Genomic DNA, 18,795 nt, shown 5'->3' with positions numbered 1-18,795 from the left:
TCAACCGATCGGTTGACGGCACGGTACGACCGGACTCCGCCCGGACTCCGTCGTCACGGCCCTCTCACCGCCGCAGGTCGTAGGACTCGCGACCGAGTCCGGTCGGGCCAAAACTCGGTAGGCGTTGTCAGCGCCGATCCGTAGGCTCCCAGCTGATGCCCACGACACGTGCGACCACCGGCCCGGAGAACCCCGAACAGACCGACGACATCGACGCCACCGACGACATCGACGCCACCGACGGCACCGACGCCACCGACGCCACCGACGCCACCGACACCACCGACACCACCGACACCACCGACGAGAAGACTCACGAGACCGACAAGGCTGAGCAGGCCGAGCGGGCCGAGAAGGTCAGGCGGGCCGAGCAGTCGAAGGAACGCTCAGCGGTGCGTACGCTGCTGCGGTTGTGGCCGTATGTCCGGCCCGTGCGGGCGCGGCTGTTCAGCGCCGCGTTCGTCGCCATAGTCGCGTCGTGCATGGGGCTGGTCATCCCGCTCGTCCTGAAGTGGATGGTGGACGGGCCGGTCGCCGACCGGGACCCGGCCGGGGTATGGCTCGGGGCGCTGTACCTGCTGCTGCTCGGGCTCGCCGAGGCCCTGCTGTTCGGGCTGCGGCGGTGGCTCGTGGCCCGGCCGCTCGCCGGTGTCGAGGCGTCCATGCGCGCGGCTCTGTACCGGCATCTGCAACGGCTGCCGGTCGCCTTCCACGACCGGTGGGCCTCCGGCCAGCTCCTCTCGCGCGGCACGACCGACCTGATGCTGCTGCGCCAGTTCCTCGCCTTCCCGCTGACGTTCCTGCTGGTCAACTCGGTGACCATCCTCGTCGGCGTGGTCATCATGCTGGTCCAGGACTGGACGCTCGGGCTGGTGATCCTCGGGCCCGCGGTGCCCGTGATCGTCACCTGTGTGGTCTTCGAGACGAAGTACGCCCACGTGGCGCGACTCGCCCAGGACCAGGTGGGCGACCTCACCACGGTCGTCGAGGAGAGCGTGCTCGGCATCCGCATCATCAAGGGGTTCGGCCGCCACCGCAGCCAGGCCCGGGCCTTCCGCGAACTCTCCCGCACGCTCCGGGGCACCGAGCTGCACAAGGCCCGGCTCCTGTCGGCCATCTGGGGCGTCATCATCACGCTGCCCGAGCTGGCCATCGGGGCGGCGCTGGTCGTGGGTGTGATGCAGGTGGCGGACGGGGTGCTGTCCGCGGGGACATTGGTGGCGTTCCTGTCCACGGCCCTCGCCCTGCGGTGGCCCGTCGACTCGATCGGCTTCTTGTTGGCGATGAGCCAGGAGGCGGCGACGGCGACGGAACGGTATTTCGAGGCGATGGACGCGGAGCCGGAGCGGGAGACCGCCGCCGGCGTCGGCGGCGCCACCGCCGCCGTCCCAGCTGCGGGCAATCGTGCCGCCGGGCCGGCGCCCGTACCACTGCGAGCGGCATCTCCCAGCGAGCAGCACCCCCACGCAGACGCCGACGGCAGCACCGAGCAACTGGGCGGCCTGCGGTTCCACGACGTACGGTTCCGCTACCCCGACGCCCCCGCCGATTCGGCACCCGTCCTCGACCACATCGACCTCCACATCCGCCCCGGCGAGTCCATGGCCCTCGTGGGCGCCACCGGCTCCGGCAAGACCACCCTCACCGCTCTCGTCCCCCGCCTCCACGAGGTGACGAGCGGTCGTATCACGCTGGACGGCGAGGACATCACCGAGATGTCGCGCGAGGAGTTGCGCACGAAGGTGGCGGTCGCCTTCGAGGAACCCACCCTCTTCTCCGCGACCGTGGGCGAGAACGTCCTCATGGGCGCCCACCCCGACGCGGGTGAGCCCGAGTTGGACCGCGCCCTCGCCATCGCACAGGCGGACTTCGCGCACGCGCTCCCCCAGGGCACCGCCACCCAGGTCGGCGAGCAGGGGCTCAGTCTCTCCGGTGGCCAGCGGCAGCGCCTCGCGCTGGCGCGGGCGGTGGTCGGCCGCCCCCGCTTCCTGGTCCTCGACGACCCTCTGTCGGCACTGGACGTCCACACGGAGGCCGCGGTCGAGGCCGCCCTGCGCCGCGTGCTCGCGGAGACGACCGCGCTGATCGTGGCGCACCGCCCGTCGACGGTCCTGCTCGCCGACCGCGTGGCCCTCCTCTCCGGCGGCCGTATCGCCGCCGTGGGCACCCACCACGAGCTGCTGCGCACGAACCCCGAGTACGCGCATCTGATGTCCGGGGCCGAGGAGTCCGAGGGATACGAGAACACCGAGGGGGACGAACGATGACGGCGCCCACGACCACCGCGCCGGACAAGGAGCCGAACGAGGAGGCGGGCGCGGGGCAGGGCGAGGCACCGTACGACAAGCCGGTCGGCGGCGACCGGCGTGCCGCGCGCCAGGCACCCGTCGACACCCCCTCCGGCCACGACGCACCCGGCCACGACGACTTCGACGACTTCGACGACTTCGACGAAGACACCCTGCCCACTCCCCCCGGGGCAACGCTCGCACTCCTCCGTTCCCTGCTCTCACCGATGAGGACGAGGGTGGTCCTGGCCAGTGTGCTGCTCCTGCTCCAGCAGGCGGCGGTACAGGCGGGCCCGCTGCTGGTGGCGTACGCGATCGACAGTGCCGTACCGGCGTTCCGGGACGACCGGCACGGGCCGCTGGTCGCGGTGGCGGTGGGGTATCTGCTGTGCGCGGTGGCCGCCGGCGGGTTGCAGTACTGGTTCATAGGGGTGTCCGCGCGGGTGAACCAGGACGTGCTGCTGGATCTGCGCGGCCGGATCTTCCGGCACGCGCAGGCGCTGAGCGTCGACTTCCACGAGCGGTACACCTCGGGCCGGCTCATCTCCCGTTCCACCACGGACGTCGAGTCGCTGCGTGAACTGCTCAACGAGGGTCTGCAGGAACTCATCGGCGTGATCCTCTCCGTCGTCTACATCTCGGCGATGCTGCTCTGGCTGGACATGGGGCTCGGCGCGGCGGCGGTCGCGTCCTTCCTCCCGCTGTACTGGTTCATCCGCCGCTACCAGCGGCGCTCGGCGAAGCGCTACGCCGTCCGCTCCACCGCGATCGCCGCGGTGATCGTGAAGTTCGCGGAGACGATGAACGGCATCCGGCCGGTGCGGGCCTTCCGCCGGGAGGCGGCGAACGACGCGGAGTTCCAGGAGCTGAACCGACGGCACGAGCGCGCCAACGGTGACGTCATCCTGGAGATGGCCCGGTACGTGGTCAGCTCCCGTGTCGTCGCCAACGTCTCGGTGTCGGTGATCGTGCTGTGGGGCGCGTACCGGGTGGCGGACGGGACGCTGGCCCTCGGTGTACTGGCGGCGGCGGTGCTGTATCTGCGACGCCTGTACGACCCGATCGACCGGCTCGGCATGTTCCTCAACTCGTACCAGTCGGCGGCGGCGTCGCTGGAGAAGATCGCGGGCCTGCTGGCCCAGACCCCGTCGGTGCCGGAGCCCGCGGAGCCGAAGGACCTCCCGGTCAAGGAGTCCGAACTCCCCGGCCGCGAGGTCGTGTTCGAGGGCGTGACGTTCGCGTACCGCACCGGCGGCGAAGTCCTCCCGCGCTTCGACCTCACGCTCGCGGCGGGCAGCACGGTGGCCGTGGTCGGTGCCACCGGCGCCGGCAAGTCGACCCTCGCCAAGCTGCTGGCCCGCTTCTACGACCCCACCTCCGGGCGGGTCCTCCTCGACGGCGTCGACCTGCGCGACCTCGCCGTGCCGGAGCTGCGGCGCGGGGTGGTCATGGTCACCCAGGAGTCGTTCCTGTTCTCCGGCACGGTCGCCGAGAACATCGCGATCGGCCGCCCCGACGCCGGCCGCGAGGACATCGAACGGGCCGCCAAGGCCATCGGCGCGCACGACTTCATCACCGCGCTGCCCGAGGGCTACGACACCGACGTACGCAAACGAGGCGGCCGCATCTCCGCCGGCCAGCGCCAACTGGTCGCCTTCGCCCGGGCCCTGCTCGCCGACCCCGCCGTCCTCATCCTCGACGAGGCCACCAGCTCCCTCGACATCCCGGGCGAGAAGGCGGTCCAACGAGCGATGGCGACCGTCCTGCGCGGCCGCACGGCCGTGGTCATCGCCCACCGCCTGTCCACGGTGGAAATCGCCGACCGCGTACTGGTCATGGAGAACGGCCGGGTAGTGGAGGACGGCCCCCCGACCGAACTCATCCAAGGCAAGGGCCGTTTCGCAGACCTGCACCAGGCTTGGCGGGACAGCTTGGCGTAATCGCTCCGCGAGAGTCGTTCGAAATGAACAATGACCGTGGGGAACACAACGGGTCCAGCCCTGCGGAACAGGCGGAAGGATGTCAAGACCCGGAATTCCGTGGCTACCCCTGGCCGGCCCCTTCGCGGATCGTCGAATCAGTCGATTCGACCACCGCCCCGGTCTCGCGAGAAGCGCGGGACGAGCGGTCCAGGGCAAGGAAGAAGATCATGCACAAGCGCATCCGCAAGGCAGCGATGGCGACCGTACTGGCCGTGGGCGCCGGTCTCGGGGCATTCGCGGCGACGGGTACGGCCCAGGCGTCCGAGGAAACCGGCGTCATCGACGGCAGTGGCGGCACCCACAACGACTGGGGCGACGAGGGAACGCTCCAGAAGGGTGACGAGAGCAATGCGGTCGCCCTGTGGCAGACCGTCCTGGTGGCTGACGGCGCCTTCTGGAAGGACAGCGGCGGAGCCCTACGCCCGTTCACCGAGGACGACATCAGCGGTGAGTTCAACTCGCGTACCGTGTCGGCGACCAAGTTCTGGCAGAAGAGCCATGGTCTGGCGGAGACCGGCAAGGCGAAGCCCTCGTCCTTCTCGGTCGCGGACGACCGCCTCGGCACCGTGAACGGTAATGGCACCGTCCTCTACGAGGGCAGCGCCAACGACGTGGCCTTCAAGCGCAAGACGGTGGCCGGCTTCGACAAGCAGGTCTACTTCGTCAACTTCGACGGCTCATTCGTCCAGGCCACTTACTGATCATCCCGCATGGGTTCGTCGTCATCGTCGTACGCCCGGTGTCCCGCCGAACGAGGATCACCGGGCGGACGGCGGTGACGGCGAGCCCCGCTTTATTCGGTGGGCAACCACTCCTCACCCTGGGTAACCTCCCCCCGAGCTCGTAGACGGGGTCCGGGGCGAAGCCCCGCGGCGGAGTCGAGGGGGCGCCGCCCCCTGGGACGGGACGGGTGGGGCGGCGGGGGCGAAAACCTGGGACGGAGGAAAGCGGGGGGCAGATGATCGACGCGTACGAGGACCCCGGCACGCCCGACCACCGCGGCGGCGCCGCCTACCTGTGGTGGCTGGTCAAACGGCAGGCAGGCCGATCCCTCACCGGCACCCTCATCTCCTGCGTATGGATGGTGCTGCTCGCAGCCACCCCCTACCTCCTCTCCCGAGCCATCGACGAGGGCCTGCAACCCGGCGACCACTCGGCCCTCGTCGCATGGACAGCCGCCCTGTTCACCGTCGGCGCCTTCAACGCCTGGCTCGGCATCATGCGCCACCGCACGATGACCCGCGTACGTATGGACGCCAACTTCCGCACCGTGAAAGTGGTGATGGCCCACGCGGTCCGCCTGGGCGCGGCCCTGCCCCGCCGCGTCGGCGCCGGCGAGGTCGTCACCATCGGCGTGGGCGACGTCAACACGATCTCCTCCTCCCTCACGGTCATCGGCCCCGGCATGGGCGCCCTCGCCGCCTACCTGGTGGTCGCAGGCCTACTCGTGTCCGTCTCGGTACCGATCGCGATCGTGGTCCTGCTCGGCATGCCCCTGATGGCCGTCCTGGTGGGCCCGCTGCTGCGCCGGCTGCAGGGCACGGAGACGGAGTACCGGGAACGCCAGGGCGTACTGACCGCACGGATCGCGGACCTCGCCGGCGGCCTGCGCGTCCTCAACGGCCTCGGCGGCAAGGGCCTGATCGCGGACGCGTTCCACCGGGACTCACAGCGGCTGCGGGCACAGGGGTACCGGGTCGGCGCGGTGACCAGCTGGGTCCAGGCGATCGGTATGGGCCTGCCGACGCTGTTCCTCGCGGTGGTGACCTGGCTGGCGGCCCGGCTCGCCGCCCAAGGTGCCATCACCGTGGGCGAGTTGGTGTCGGTGTACGGCTATGTCACCGTGCTGGTGCGACCGGTGTCGTACTTCGTCGGCTGGGGCTACGAGGTCAGTCGAGGCGTGGTGGCGGCCCGGCGCGTCATCCGCTTCCTGAGCCTGGAGCCACTGCCGGACCACGGCACCCGGGACGCGCCCGCCGAGCCCTCGGCGCTGTACGACCCCGAGTCGGGCGTACGGGTCCTGCCGGGCCGGCTGACCGCGCTGGCCGGTGACCGACCGGCCGAGGCCGCGACGGTGGTGGACCGGCTCGGGCGGTACACCCCGACCGCCGTGACCTGGGGCGGAACACCCCTCGACGAGATCCCGTTGGCGCAGGTCCGTGAACGAATCCTGGTGGCCGACCACGAGGCGGACCTGTTCGCGGGCCCACTGCGCGAGCTGCTCGGCGGCCCGTCCGACGTCGACGGCACCGAGGAAGAAGCCACCGGGGGAGAAGAGACCGGAGAAGAGACCGGGGAAGAGACCGGGGAAGAGACCGGGGTCGACGACGCCAAGCCCGACAACACCGAGCTCGCGCGGGCCTTGCACGCGGCCGTCGCCGACGACATCGTGCAGGGCCTGCCGGACGGCCTCGACTCGCCGATCGACGCCCAGGGCCGCAACCTCTCCGGCGGCCAACGGCAACGCGTACGGCTGGTCCGCGCCCTGCTCGCCGACCCCGAGGTCCTCCTCGCCGTCGAGCCCACCTCGGCCCTCGACGCCCACACGGAGGCAAGGGTCGCAGGGCGGCTGCGCGCCGCCCGCGAGGGCCGTACGACCGTCCTCACCACCACCTCACCGCTGGTGCTGGACCACGCGGACACCGTCCACTACCTGGTCGAGGGGAAGGTGGCCGCCACCGGCACCCACCGCGAACTCCTCGCGCGGGAACCGGGCTACCGGGCGCTGGTGGCACGGGACACGGGCGAGCCGGAGGACACGAACGAGACTGCCACCGACGAGACCGCTGACGAGACCACCGTCGAGACCGCTGACGGGATCGCCGTCGAGGAGGTCGCCCCGTGACGACAGCATCTGTGACCGGCTCCCCCACCCCCTCGACCGGCCCCTCCCCCCGTCTGCCCGTCGCCGGCCCCGCCGACGTCCGGCGCGCCGCCGTACGCCTCGTCCGGGCCGATGGCCGGGCCTTCCTCGCCGTGCTGGGGCTGAACGGGGCCGCGGCCGGGGCCGGGCTGGCGGGGCCGTGGTTGTTGGGGCGGATCATCGACGAGGTGCGGGGCGGGGCCGGGGCCGGGGTGGTGGACCGGCTGGCGCTGGTGCTGGTGGTGTGCGCGGTGGCGCAGTTGCTGTTGGCGCGGTGGGCCCGGTTCGTGGGGCACAGGTTCGGCGAACGGATCCTGGCGCGGGTGCGGGAGGAGTTCGTCGACCGGACACTGGCGCTGCCCGCGTCGGTGGTGGAGCGGGCCGGGACCGGTGATCTGACGGCACGCGGTACGGCCGACGTGGACGCGGTCGGCAAGACGCTGCGCGACGCCGGCCCCGAGCTGCTGATCAACACGGTGCAGGCGGTGTTCCTGATCGGCGCGGTGTTCACGCTGGACCCGCTGCTCGGCGTGTGCGGGCTACTCGGTCTGACCGGCATCTGGTTCGTGCTGCGCTGGTATCTGCGCCGGGCGCGCGCCGGGTATCTCGCGGAGGGCGCGGCCAACTCCGAGGTCGCGGAGATCGTCGCGGCGACGGCGTCCGGTGCCCGTACGGTGGAGGCGTTGCGGTTGGAGCGGCGGCGGATCGCCGTGAGCCGGGACGCGTTGGAGGTCTCGCGCCGCCGGCGCTTCCACACGCTCTTCCTGCGCACGGTGTTCTTCCCGGCGGTGGAGGTCTCGTATCTGGTCCCCGTGGTGACGGTCCTGCTGCTCGGCGGGGTGTTGCACGAGCACGGCACGATGAGCCTGGGCGCGGTCGTGGCGGCGGCCCTGTATCTGCACCAGCTCAGCGGCCCGCTCGACGAGATCCTGATGCGGATCGAGCAACTGCAGTCCAGCGGCGCGTCGTTCGCCCGCGTGGAGGGCCTGGCGCGGGCCCCGCGATCGGCGCGGTCCAGCTCCCCGGAACCGGCCGACGACCGCATCGACGTCACCGGCGTCCGCTACGCCTACGACCGGGGCGGCGAGGTGCTGCGCGGCGTCGACCTGACCGTACGCCCCGGTGAACGACTGGCCGTGGTGGGCCCGTCCGGCGCCGGAAAGACCACGCTCAGCAGGCTCCTGGCCGGTATCGACGCACCCACCGCCGGCACGGTGACGGTGGGCGGGGTTCCGATCACCGGTCTCGACCCCGAGCGCCTGCGCCGCCAGGTGGTCCTGGTCACCCAGGAGCACCACGTCTTCCTGGGCACGGTCCGCGACAACCTCCGTATCGCCGAACCCACGGCCACGGACGACGACTTGTGGGCCGCCCTCACGGCCGTGGGCGCCGACATCTGGGTCCGCGCCCTCCCGGAAGACCTCGACACCCGCCTGGGCGAGGGCGGTCACCCGACCACCGGCCCCCAGGCCCAGCAACTGGCCCTCGCCCGGGTCATCCTGGCCGACCCCCACACCCTCATCCTCGACGAGGCCACCGCTCTCCTCGATCCCACCACCGCCCGCCACACCGAACGCGCCCTCGCCGCCGTCCTCGAAGGCCGCACGGTGATCGCCATCGCCCACCGCCTCCACACCGCCCACGACGCCGACCGGGTGGCCGTCATGGAGGCCGGCCGCCTCACCGAACTCGGCACCCACGAGGAGCTGGTGGCGGCGAAGGGCGCGTACGCGGCGCTGTGGCAGCGGTGGCACGGGGAGCGGCCCGACTGACGGGACCTGCCGCCTCTGTCGACCCTTCACCCAACATTCCGTATATCGAACATGGCCGCCCGGCCAACGAACGATTTCCGCCAACCTTTTGACGCGGTCCTGACAGAACCCGCGCACTCCTGCCACGCTGCCCACAACCGCGCCACAGCAACCTCACAAATGCCGTTGCCGTGCCGCGCAGCACCCCCACGTATGTGGTTCGCGTAACACCCCGTTCTGCCCGGGCGGCGTCCAACCGCCCGGTCTCCCCTGGCCGCGCGACCCGCGGCCGTGCAGAAGGAGTCAGTGTTGAGACGCCAGTCCCACAGACGCACCTCCCACACCGGTAACACCTTCACCCGCACCGCCCAGCGACGTGCCGCCGCCGGCGCGCTCGTCGCCGTGACCGCCCTGTTGGCCGCGGCCGTCCAGTCGGGCGCCGCCACCGCCGCCCCGGAGAAGGCACCGTCGGCTGCGGGCAAGGCCAATCCGGGCGCGGTCCCGGTCAAGCTCACCCCCGCCCAGCGCGCCGAGCTGATACGCGAGGCCAACGCCACGAAGGCGGAGACGGCCGAGGAGCTGAACCTCGGCGCCAAGGAGAAGCTGGTCGTCCGTGACGTGGTCAAGGACCGCGACGGCACCGTGCACACCCGGTACGAGCGGACGTACGACGGCCTCCCGGTCCTCGGCGGCGACCTGGTCGTGAAGACGTCGAAGGCGGGCGAGACCAAGGGCATCGTCAAGGCCACCAAGGCGACGATCAAGGTCCCGTCGCTGAAGCCCACCGTCACCGCGGCCAAGGCCGAGAAGCAGGCGCTCGCCGCCGCGAAGGCGGAGGACGCCAAGAGCCCCGACGTCAACCGCGCGCCGCGCAAGGTCGTGTGGGCGGCGAGCGGCAAGCCGGTGCTCGCCTACGAGACGGTCGTCGGCGGCTTCCAGCACGACGGCACCCCGCAGGAGCTGCACGTCGTCACCGACGCCACCACGGGCGCCAAGCTGTTCGAGTGGGAGGCGATCGAGACCGGCACCGGCAACACGGTGTACTCGGGCACGGTCGCCCTCACCACCACGCAGTCGGGTTCGACGTACAACCTCACCGACGGCGCGCGCGGCGGCCACAAGACGTACAACCTGAACCGGGGCACCTCCGGCACCGGCACGCTGTTCTCCGGCTCGGACGACGTGTGGGGCAACGGCAGCCCGTCGAACCTGGAGTCGGCCGCCGCCGACGCCCACTACGGCGCCGCGCTGACCTGGGACTACTACAAGAACGTGCACGGCCGCAACGGCATCCGGGGCGACGGCGTCGGCGCCTACTCCCGCGTCCACTACGGCAACAACTACGTCAACGCGTTCTGGTCCGACTCCTGCTTCTGCATGACGTACGGCGACGGCTCGGGCAACACCAACCCGCTGACGTCGATCGACGTGGCCGCACATGAGATGACCCACGGCCTCACGTCGAACACGGCCGGTCTCAACTACTCCGGCGAGTCCGGCGGTCTCAACGAGGCCACCTCGGACATCTTCGGCTCGACGGTCGAGTTCTACGCGGCGAACTCCTCCGACGTCGGTGACTACCTCATCGGCGAGGAGATCAACATCAACGGCGACGGCACACCGCTGCGCTACATGGACCAGCCGAGCAAGGACGGCTCGTCCAAGGACGCGTGGTACTCGGGCATCGGCTCGATCGACGTGCACTACTCGTCGGGTCCCGCGAACCACTTCTTCTACCTCCTCTCCGAGGGCAGCGGCGCCAAGACCGTCAACGGCGTCAACTACAACTCGCCCACCTCGGACGGCCTGCCGGTGACCGGCATCGGCCGCGCCAAGGCGGAGCAGATCTGGTTCCGGGCGCTGACCACGAAGTTCACGTCCACCACCAACTACGCGGGCGCCCGCACCGGCACCCTCGCGGCCGCCGGTGAGCTGTACGGCACCACGTCCGCCGAGTACACGGCGGTGGCCAACGCGTGGGCGGGCGTCAACGTGGGCACGCGGCCCGGCGGTGGCGGGGGTGGCGGCACCTCCTTCGAGAACGCGGCCGACGTATCGATTCCGGACAACGGCGCGGCGGTCACGTCCTCGATCACCGTCTCCGGCCGGACGGGCAACGCGCCCTCCAACCTCGCGGTGGGCGTGGACATCGTCCACACCTACATCGGTGACCTCCAGGTGCAGCTGATCGCCCCCGACGGCACGGCGTACACGCTGAAGGCGTACGGCACCGGCGGCAGCGCCGACAACATCAACACCACGTACACCGTGAACGCGTCCTCCGAAGTCGCCAACGGTGTCTGGCAGTTGAGGGTCCAGGACAACGCGGCCCGGGACACCGGACACATCAACAGCTGGAAGCTGACGTTCCCGTAGGGAACCCAGCGGCTCTTCGTATACGGAGCATGACGTGACAGGGCGCCGCCCCGAGGAATCCAACCCCTCGGGGCGGCGCTCTCTTTGCCGCCTTCCGGAACCCTCTTGGTTGCCCCTTTGCCATGTTCGAAGCCGATTCACATGACGGAAACACTTCCGGTCAGTTGACTTTCGGCCAACATCACTTGACCCTCCTGACATGTACGCGTCTTAGGTGTCACTCTTCACCCAACCGCCGCACTCGTAACTTCACATCCACCGGACGGCAACCCCACGCCGTTCGGTCTCCCCCACGAGGAGCATGAGTGACTCCGTTCTACGCGCGTCAAAGGCGTACCACGCTGGCCATCGCGACCGCGGTCGCCGCCGGGGCGCTGCTGACCACCGGGCTGACCTCCGGCGCCACCGCCCAGCCCGCCCCCGTCGCGGACAAGGCCCTGCCGGGCGGCGCCCAGGTCCCGCTGACCCCCGCCGCGCGCACCGCCCTGATCAAGCAGGCGGACGCGGCCACGGCCGAGACCGCCGACGAGATAGGCCTCGGCGCCAAGGAGGAGCTGGTCGTCCGCGACGTCATCAAGGACGCCGACGGCACGGTCCACACCCGCTACGAGCGCACGTACGGCGGTCTGCCGGTCCTCGGCGGCGACCTGGTCGTCCACGAGTCCAAGGCCGGTGACATCAAGAGCGTCACCAAGGCGACGAAGGCCGCCGTCAAGGTCTCCGACCTCACCGCGGACGTCACCAAGGCCACCGCCGAGAAGCAGGCGCTGAAGGCCGCCAAGGCCGAGGGCTCCACCAAGTCGGCGGCCGACAAGGCCCCGCGCAAGGTCGTCTGGGCCGCGAGCGGCAAGCCCGCCCTCGCCTACGAGACGGTCGTCGGCGGCTTCCAGCACGACGGCACCCCGCAGGAGCTCCACGTCATCACCGACGCGGAGACCGGCAAGAAGCTGTACGAGTGGGAGGCCGTCCAGACCGGTACCGGCAACAGCCAGTACAACGGCCAGGTCACCATCGGCACCACGCTGTCGGGCTCGACGTACCAGTTGAACGACGCCTCGCGCGGCGCCCACAAGACGTACAACAAGGCCCGCGCCACGTCGTCCTCGGCCGGCACGCTCTTCACCGACGCGGACGACATCTGGGGCACCGGCACCGTGTCGAGCTCCTCCACCGACCAGAACGCCGCCGTGGACGCCCAGTACGGCGCCCAGGTCACCTGGGACTTCTACAAGAACGTCCTCGGCCGCAACGGCATCAAGAACAACGGCCAGGCCGCCTACTCCCGCGTCCACTACGGCAACGCGTACGTCAACGCCTTCTGGTCCGACAGCTGCTTCTGCATGACGTACGGCGACGGCTCGGGCAACGTCAAGCCGCTCACGTCCCTGGACGTGGCGGGCCACGAGATGAGCCACGGCCTCACCTCCAACACGGCGGGCCTGAACTACTCCGGCGAGTCCGGCGGCCTGAACGAGGCCACCTCCGACATCTTCGGCACGGCGGTCGAGTTCTACGCGGCGAACTCCAAGGACCCGGGCGACTACCTCATCGGCGAGAAGGTCGACATCCGCGGCAACGGCACCCCGCTGCGCTACATGGACCAGCCGAGCAAGGACGGCAACTCGGCGAACTACTGGTCGTCGTCGCTCGGCAGCCTGGACGTCCACTACTCCTCGGGCCCGGCGAACCACTTCTTCTTCCTGCTGTCGGAGGGCAGCGGCGCGAAGACGATCAACGGCGTCTCGTACAACTCCCCGACGTCCAACGGCGCCACGATCACGGGCATCGGCCGCGCCAAGGCCGTCCAGATCTGGTACAAGGCGCTGACCACGTACATGACGTCGACGACCAACTACAAGGGCGCCCGCACGGCGACCCTGAACGCGGCGTCCTCGCTCTACGGCTCCAGCAGCGCGGAGTACGCGGCGGTGAACGCGGCGTGGGCGGCGGTGAACGTGACCGCGTGACCCTGCGGATGTAGGTGACCGGTGATGCTCGGGCGGTACCCGGAGAGAAGGCGACTCCGGGTGCCGCCCTACGCTGTGCGCATGCCCGGAACCCACGACTCCCTCCCCGAGGGCCCCTTCACCTACGAAGCGGTAGGCGCGACCCGAGAGGGCCGCTGCCCACCCGGCTTCAACCCGATGGAGGTCAGAGCCCGCATCGGCGAAGGCGTGGCCGTCTTCGAACGCGCCGCGAACGCGGTCCTCACCTGGGAGATGCACCGCGCGATGGGCGTCGGAATCCAGGCTGACGCACCGGAGGCGGCCCCCGGCGTCGACGTCACCGTAACCCTGGCCGGCGTCATCAAGGCCCCCTGCCGCGTGGTCTGGACAGTGGACGAACCCCGCCGCAAGGGCTGGGCCTACGGCACACTCCCCGGCCACCCGGAATGCGGCGAGGAGGCCTTCGTGGTCGACCGCACGGGCGACGGCACGGTCTGGCTGACGGTGACGGCCTTCAGCCGGGGCGCGAAGTGGTACGCCCGGGCGGGCGGCGCGGCGACGAGGGGACTGCAGCACGCGTACGCACGACGGTGCGGGGTGGTGCTGCGGAGGTTGGCGGGGGACCCCAAGTCATGAGCCGGGTCGGAGCGCGCATTGCTCACCAACTCCCTCGCACCGTGCACCCATCACTCGCTCTGGGCGTCACGTAGCCGCTCGGTCTGCTTGATGATCGGCTCGGTGGGGAAGTTCGGCATGCGGCCGAGGTCGAGCAGTCGGTCAAAGCCGCCGCAGTGACCAGTGCCAGGAAGGTTGGTACCAGCAGCGGTACGCGGACAGGCATGAGAAGTCCCCCAAGACCGGATCAAGAGAGTGGCCCTGAGCCAGACGCCGGCCATGCCGCCAGGGAGTCACCGGCGGGCTGCTCCTTCGACGCGGTGGAGAAGTGGCCTTCACGTGCCCCTTCCGAGCCGATCCCCAGGTATGAGTCCTGCTCGCTGTCATCGCCGTGTGGGAAGAGCGCTCCGATGCCGAATCACGCTCCGCCCTCGTCTGGCGCCAGAGGCCGACCACCGTTCGCCCATCGCTGTCGTCGTATCCCGTACATAAGCTTGTTCTCACTGAGGGTCATCACCCGGACGCGGCTCAGGGCAGCGATTTCAGCCCAGGGGCCCCCGGCAGCGCCCGATGTGCTGCCACCCTTGACTCATGGCGGCCAAGGACGCAAAGTCATAAGCATACGCCGTAAGCATACGACGTATGAGGAACCGGATCCTCCATGAGCGCACCGACAACACTCCTGATCACCGGTGGAGCCGGCTTCATCGGCAGCCACGCGTGCGTCGAACTGCTCGACCACGGCTATGAGCTGATCGTGGTCGACGACTACACCAACAGCACGCCGGAGGTCTTCGCGCGGGTGGAGCGCGTCGCCGGGCGCTTCCTCGGCACCGTCTACGAGCTGGACATCCGTGACCGGCGAGCTCTCTCCGCCGTCTTCGACCGGCACACGGTGGACGCGGTCGTGCACTTCGCGGGGCTCAAGTCCGTGAGCGGGTCGACGCGGACGGCCATCGAGTACTACCACACCAATGTGGGCGGCGTGACGACCCTGCTCCAGGCCATGGACGAGCACGGAGTGCATCAGCTCGTGTACTCCTCGTCCTGTTCCGTCTACGGCGACGCCGGACCCGGGCCGCTCGACGAATCCACCCCCGCCCGGCCCACCAACCCCTACGCCGCCTCCAAGTGGGCCTGTGAGCAGCTCCTCGCCGACATCTGCCGCTGGCATCCCGAGTACACCGTGCTGTGCCTGCGGTACTTCAATCCGGTCGGGGCCCACCCCAGCGGGCTGCTCGGCGAGGACCCGCGTGGCACGCCCGACAGTCTGATGCTGTTCCTGGCGCAGGTCGCCGTCGGCACACGGGAACAGCTGACCGTCCACGGCGCCGACCACCCCACCCCGGACGGGACCGCGGTCCGCGACTACATCCACGTCATGGACACCGTCGACGCGCACCGCGTCGCCCTCGACCATCTCGCCGACTCCCCCGGCATGCACGTGTACAACCTGGGTCTGGGCCGGGGCAGCTCGATCCTCGACGTCGTCGCCGCGTTCTCCAGAATCTGCGGCCGGTCCATCCCGTACCGGGTCGCGCCGCGCCGCCCCGGCGACGTGGCCGAACTCGTCGCCGACGTCGGCGCCGTGGCGCGCGCATGGGGCTGGCATCCCACCCGGGACCTCGACGACATGTGCCGGGACGCCTGGCGCTTCCAGCGGTTCAATCCGTACGGCTACGCGGACTCGGCCCGGCGGCCGACGACGAAGGAGGAGTAGCACCGGAATTGAAGGAGTGCCGGCACCGGAACCGCAGGAGGACCGGGCACCGGAACACGACATGCGGGGCAGCGCGGCGGTGTCTACGATCAGTACAGGAAGCCCACGTCGGAGCGTGCCGCACAGTTCGGTCTCCACCGATTCGGGGTGCTTGCCCTTGTTGCCGGTCCACCGTTCGATGGCCACCTACGCCGGCCTGGTAGGGGCCGTCACCGGCGTCTATCTGACCGTCCCGGACCTGCGTGCGCCGCTGTGGGCCGCCGTCGCTCTGGCGGGAACCGTCGCTGTCCTGACCGGGGTTCGTGTCCACCGCCCCGCGCAACGCCGGCCGTGGTGGGCGGCAGCCGCCGGGCTGCTGCTCTTCGCCGCGGCCAACACCTACTACGACGTGCGGGAGCAATACCTCCCCGCGTCCGACCCGTTGCCGTCCCCGGTGGTCGCCTGCTACCTCGCGGCCTACGCCCTGCTCATCGCGGGTCTGCTCGGTCTGGTGCGGCACAAACGGGTGGGCCGTGGTCTGCCCGGCCTGCTCGACGCGCTGATCATCACGGCCGGGTTCGCCCTGCCGATGTGGGTCTTTCTGCTGCGACCGCCGGCCCGGCTGGAGGACCTCACCTGGCATCAGCGCGCGATCGGCATCGCCTTCCCGCTCGGGGACGTCGTGATGCTGGCGATGCTGGCCCTGCTGCTCGCCCCCCGGCCCGTCTCCGGCCCCAACCGTGCCGTACAGCTGCTCGCCCTGGGCACGAGCACACTGCTCTGCTTCGACATCGCCTACAGGATCCTGCGGCTCAACGACGTGTCGCCGGGACGCACCCTGCCGGACTCCGGCTGGATCGTCTTCTGCACGGCCTGGGGGCTGGCCGCTCTGCACCCCTCCATGGCGGCGGTGAGCAGGTCTGAGCCCCGGTCGCAGTCCCCGCTTCCGTCGCGGCGCCGGCTCCTGCTGCTCGCGGCGGCCACACTGATCCCGGCCTCGGTGCTGATCCATGAGGCGGGTGTGGGCGGCATACACGACGACGCGGCGGCCACCGCGGCAGCCGCGCTGCTGGTGCTGGTGATCCTGCGGCTCGCCGTGATGGTGATGGCGCACCACAGCGCGGTCGCGCGGGAACAGACACTGCGCGCCGCAGCCGCCTCACTGGTGGAGGCGTTCCTGCCGGGGGATGTCGCGCGGGCATGCGAAGCGGCGGTCACCGCGCTGTTCGCACCGAAGGCCCGACACGCGACCTTGGTCCTGTCGGCCCGCCACGCCGCGAACCTGTACGGGCGTCTGAACGAGGGAGAGCCCACGCGGACCGGGGCGGAGTGCCTCGCTCGGCACCGCACTCTTCTGGTGCCCGTCGCCGCGCTCGGGCCGGACATCGCCGCGCGCCTCGCGGGCCTGCCGACCGCGCTGGTCTGTCCCATGGTCCTGCCGGGCCGTCCGGCCGACGGCGAGACCTCGGGCGTACTGCTGGTGGCGGGCCCCGAGCGGCGGCTCTCCGAGATGCGCGGCTCGCTCGAGATCCTGGCCTCGCACGCGGGGCTGGCGGCGGAACGCATCGCGCTGCGGCGGGAGATCACCCGCAAGGAGAGCGAGGCGTACTTCCGCACCCTGGTGCACAACGCCTCGGACGTCATCCTCATCGTCGACGACGACACAACCGTCCGTTACGCCAGTCCGTCGGCGCGCGCCGTGTTCGGCAGCTCCGACCTGGTGGGCATCGAACTGCAGGACCTGGTGGAACCCCAGGAGCGCGGCCGGGTCGACCGCACCCTGACGAGCCTGCTGAACGACGGACGGCAGGAAGCGCACGACCACTGGTGGGTGGTGCGGAACTCGGACCGCATCGAGGTGGAGGTGCGCTGCCGCGACCTGCGGCGGGACCGGACCGTGGGCGGGCTGGTCATCACGTTGCGGGACGTCACCGAGCAGCGCCGGCTGGAGCACGAGCTGACGCAGCGCGCCTTCCACGACTCCCTGACCGGTCTGCCCAACCGGACGCTGCTTCTGGAGCGGACCACGCGCGCGCTGCTGCGTGGCCGGCGCGAGTCGGCGATCACGTGCCTTCTCTTCATCGACCTGGACGACTTCAAGATCGTCAACGACACGCTCGGGCACGCGGTCGGCGACCGACTGCTGCGCGCGGTGGCGGAGCGCCTGTCGGCGACGCTGCGCCGGACCGACACGGCGGCGCGTCTCGGCGGCGACGAGTTCGCCGTGCTGATGGAGGACGCCAAGCAGCCCCTTGACGCCGAGCTGCTGGCCGCGCAGGTGATCCAGACGCTGAACCGGCCCTTCCGGCTGTGGGAGGAGTCGGTGAGCGTCTCCGCCAGCGTGGGCGTGGCCACGGCCCGGGACACCACGGACGCCGACGAACTCCTGGCACTCGCCGATCTGGCCCTGTACGCCGCCAAGGCCGCGGGGAAACGGCAGTGGCGGCGTTTCCAGCCCCAGCAACGCATCCGGATGGTCGAGCGCCACGATCTCCAGGCACAGATGGCCGGGGCGATAGGCCGAGGGGAGTTCTCCCTGTGCTACCAGCCGGTCGTGGACATCATCACGGACCAGGTGGTGGGCTTCGAGGCGCTGGCCCGCTGGCCGCACCTGCCCACCGGACCGGTCCCACCGGGGCGGTTCATCCCGCTGGCCGAGGAGTCCGGGCACATCTCGATGCTGGGCGCCTGGGTGCTGCGCCACGCCACGGCCGACATCGCCCGGCTGCAGCGCCGCGTCCGGCTGCCCACGCCGCCGTATCTCAGCGTCAACGTGTCGGCCCGGCAGTGGCGGAACATGAGCTTCCTGGACGAGGTCCACGAGTCCCTCGACGCCACCGGCCTGGTACCGGGCACGCTGCAGCTGGAGCTCACCGAGTCGGTGCTCATGCAGCGGACGGACCAGATCGACGCGCTCATCCGGGAGCTGAAGGACACCGGTGTGCGTATCGCGATCGACGACTTCGGCACCGGCTACGCCTCGCTGCGCTATCTCCGGGACTTCTCCATCGACGTACTCAAGATCGACAAGACGTACATCGACGGCGTCCCGCGGGACTCCCAGCAGGTGGCCCTGGTCGAGGGCATCGTCCGCCTCGCCGACGCGCTCGGGCTCCAGGTGATCGCCGAGGGTATCGAGGAGCAGGAGCAGCGGGAGCTGCTGACGAGCATCGGCTGCCGGTTCGGGCAGGGGTACCTGTTCGCCCGGCCGATGACGGTGGAGGAGGGGGAGCTCGTCCTGCGGCGCGGTCACGGGGCCCCCGGCTCGTGAGCGC

Annotated in this window: 10 protein-coding genes; all 10 read left to right on the top strand. The window is 70.6% G+C overall.

Annotated elements, in window-relative coordinates; translation table 11 throughout:
- Positions 1–155 precede the first annotated feature (155 nt).
- Entirely contained in the window at positions 156–2,267 is a 2,112-nt protein-coding gene (locus STRIP9103_RS16430; protein ID WP_009313051.1) for an ABC transporter ATP-binding protein, read from the top strand.
- Positions 2,264–4,228 carry an ABC transporter ATP-binding protein gene (locus STRIP9103_RS16425; RefSeq protein ID WP_009313029.1) on the top strand — a complete coding sequence of 655 codons (1,965 nt, stop codon included), beginning with the start codon at positions 2,264–2,266 and terminating at the stop codon, positions 4,226–4,228. The genes STRIP9103_RS16430 and STRIP9103_RS16425 overlap by 4 nt, the downstream gene beginning before the upstream one ends.
- 209 nt (positions 4,229–4,437) lie before the next feature.
- Positions 4,438–4,971, top strand: a complete 534-nt coding sequence (locus tag STRIP9103_RS16420) for a peptidoglycan-binding domain-containing protein (RefSeq protein WP_009313019.1) — start codon at positions 4,438–4,440, stop codon at positions 4,969–4,971.
- Between the two features lie 257 nt (positions 4,972–5,228).
- The gene (locus STRIP9103_RS16415) at positions 5,229–7,115 is read left to right on the top strand and encodes an ABC transporter ATP-binding protein (protein ID WP_009313065.1); all 1,887 of its coding nucleotides are present in this window, start codon (positions 5,229–5,231) and stop codon (positions 7,113–7,115) included.
- On the top strand, positions 7,112–8,905 hold the full coding sequence (locus tag STRIP9103_RS16410) for an ABC transporter ATP-binding protein (protein ID WP_009313069.1): 1,794 nt from the start codon (positions 7,112–7,114) through the stop codon (positions 8,903–8,905). Before STRIP9103_RS16415 ends, STRIP9103_RS16410 begins: the two co-directional genes overlap by 4 nt.
- A gap of 285 nt (positions 8,906–9,190) precedes the next feature.
- On the top strand, positions 9,191–11,260 hold the full coding sequence (locus STRIP9103_RS16405) for a M4 family metallopeptidase (protein ID WP_009312995.1): 2,070 nt from the start codon (positions 9,191–9,193) through the stop codon (positions 11,258–11,260).
- Between the two features lie 305 nt (positions 11,261–11,565).
- A complete protein-coding gene (locus tag STRIP9103_RS16400) occupies positions 11,566–13,227 on the top strand; it encodes a M4 family metallopeptidase (RefSeq protein ID WP_009313067.1) in 1,662 nt (553 codons plus the stop codon).
- Between the two features lie 81 nt (positions 13,228–13,308).
- Positions 13,309–13,842 (top strand): DUF1990 family protein, encoded by a 534-nt coding sequence (locus STRIP9103_RS16395; protein WP_009313031.1) that lies wholly within the window; start codon positions 13,309–13,311, stop codon positions 13,840–13,842.
- A gap of 640 nt (positions 13,843–14,482) precedes the next feature.
- Positions 14,483–15,541 (top strand): UDP-glucose 4-epimerase GalE, encoded by a 1,059-nt coding sequence (galE, locus tag STRIP9103_RS16390; RefSeq protein WP_009313041.1) that lies wholly within the window; start codon positions 14,483–14,485, stop codon positions 15,539–15,541.
- 178 nt (positions 15,542–15,719) lie between these two features.
- On the top strand, positions 15,720–18,791 hold the full coding sequence (locus tag STRIP9103_RS16385) for a putative bifunctional diguanylate cyclase/phosphodiesterase (RefSeq protein WP_048820389.1): 3,072 nt from the start codon (positions 15,720–15,722) through the stop codon (positions 18,789–18,791).
- Positions 18,792–18,795 lie beyond the last annotated feature (4 nt).

It is taken from the genome of Streptomyces ipomoeae 91-03 (genome assembly GCF_000317595.1).
GTDB lineage: Bacteria > Actinomycetota > Actinomycetes > Streptomycetales > Streptomycetaceae > Streptomyces > Streptomyces ipomoeae.
The sequence above is the reverse complement of the archived record's forward strand: the minus strand, read 5'-3'. Positions and strand labels throughout refer to the sequence as shown.

Excerpts from the sequence above, each read along its gene's own strand:
- STRIP9103_RS16430 (WP_009313051.1), top strand. The coding sequence starts at position 156 with ATGCCCACGACACGTGCGACCACCGGCCCGGAGAACCCCGAACAGACC.
- STRIP9103_RS16425 (WP_009313029.1), top strand. The coding sequence starts at position 2,264 with ATGACGGCGCCCACGACCACCGCGCCGGACAAGGAGCCGAACGAGGAG.
- STRIP9103_RS16420 (WP_009313019.1), top strand. The coding sequence starts at position 4,438 with ATGCACAAGCGCATCCGCAAGGCAGCGATGGCGACCGTACTGGCCGTG.
- STRIP9103_RS16415 (WP_009313065.1), top strand. The coding sequence starts at position 5,229 with ATGATCGACGCGTACGAGGACCCCGGCACGCCCGACCACCGCGGCGGC.
- STRIP9103_RS16395 (WP_009313031.1), top strand. The coding sequence starts at position 13,309 with ATGCCCGGAACCCACGACTCCCTCCCCGAGGGCCCCTTCACCTACGAA.
- galE (WP_009313041.1), top strand. The coding sequence starts at position 14,483 with ATGAGCGCACCGACAACACTCCTGATCACCGGTGGAGCCGGCTTCATC.
- STRIP9103_RS16385 (WP_048820389.1), top strand. The coding sequence starts at position 15,720 with ATGGCCACCTACGCCGGCCTGGTAGGGGCCGTCACCGGCGTCTATCTG.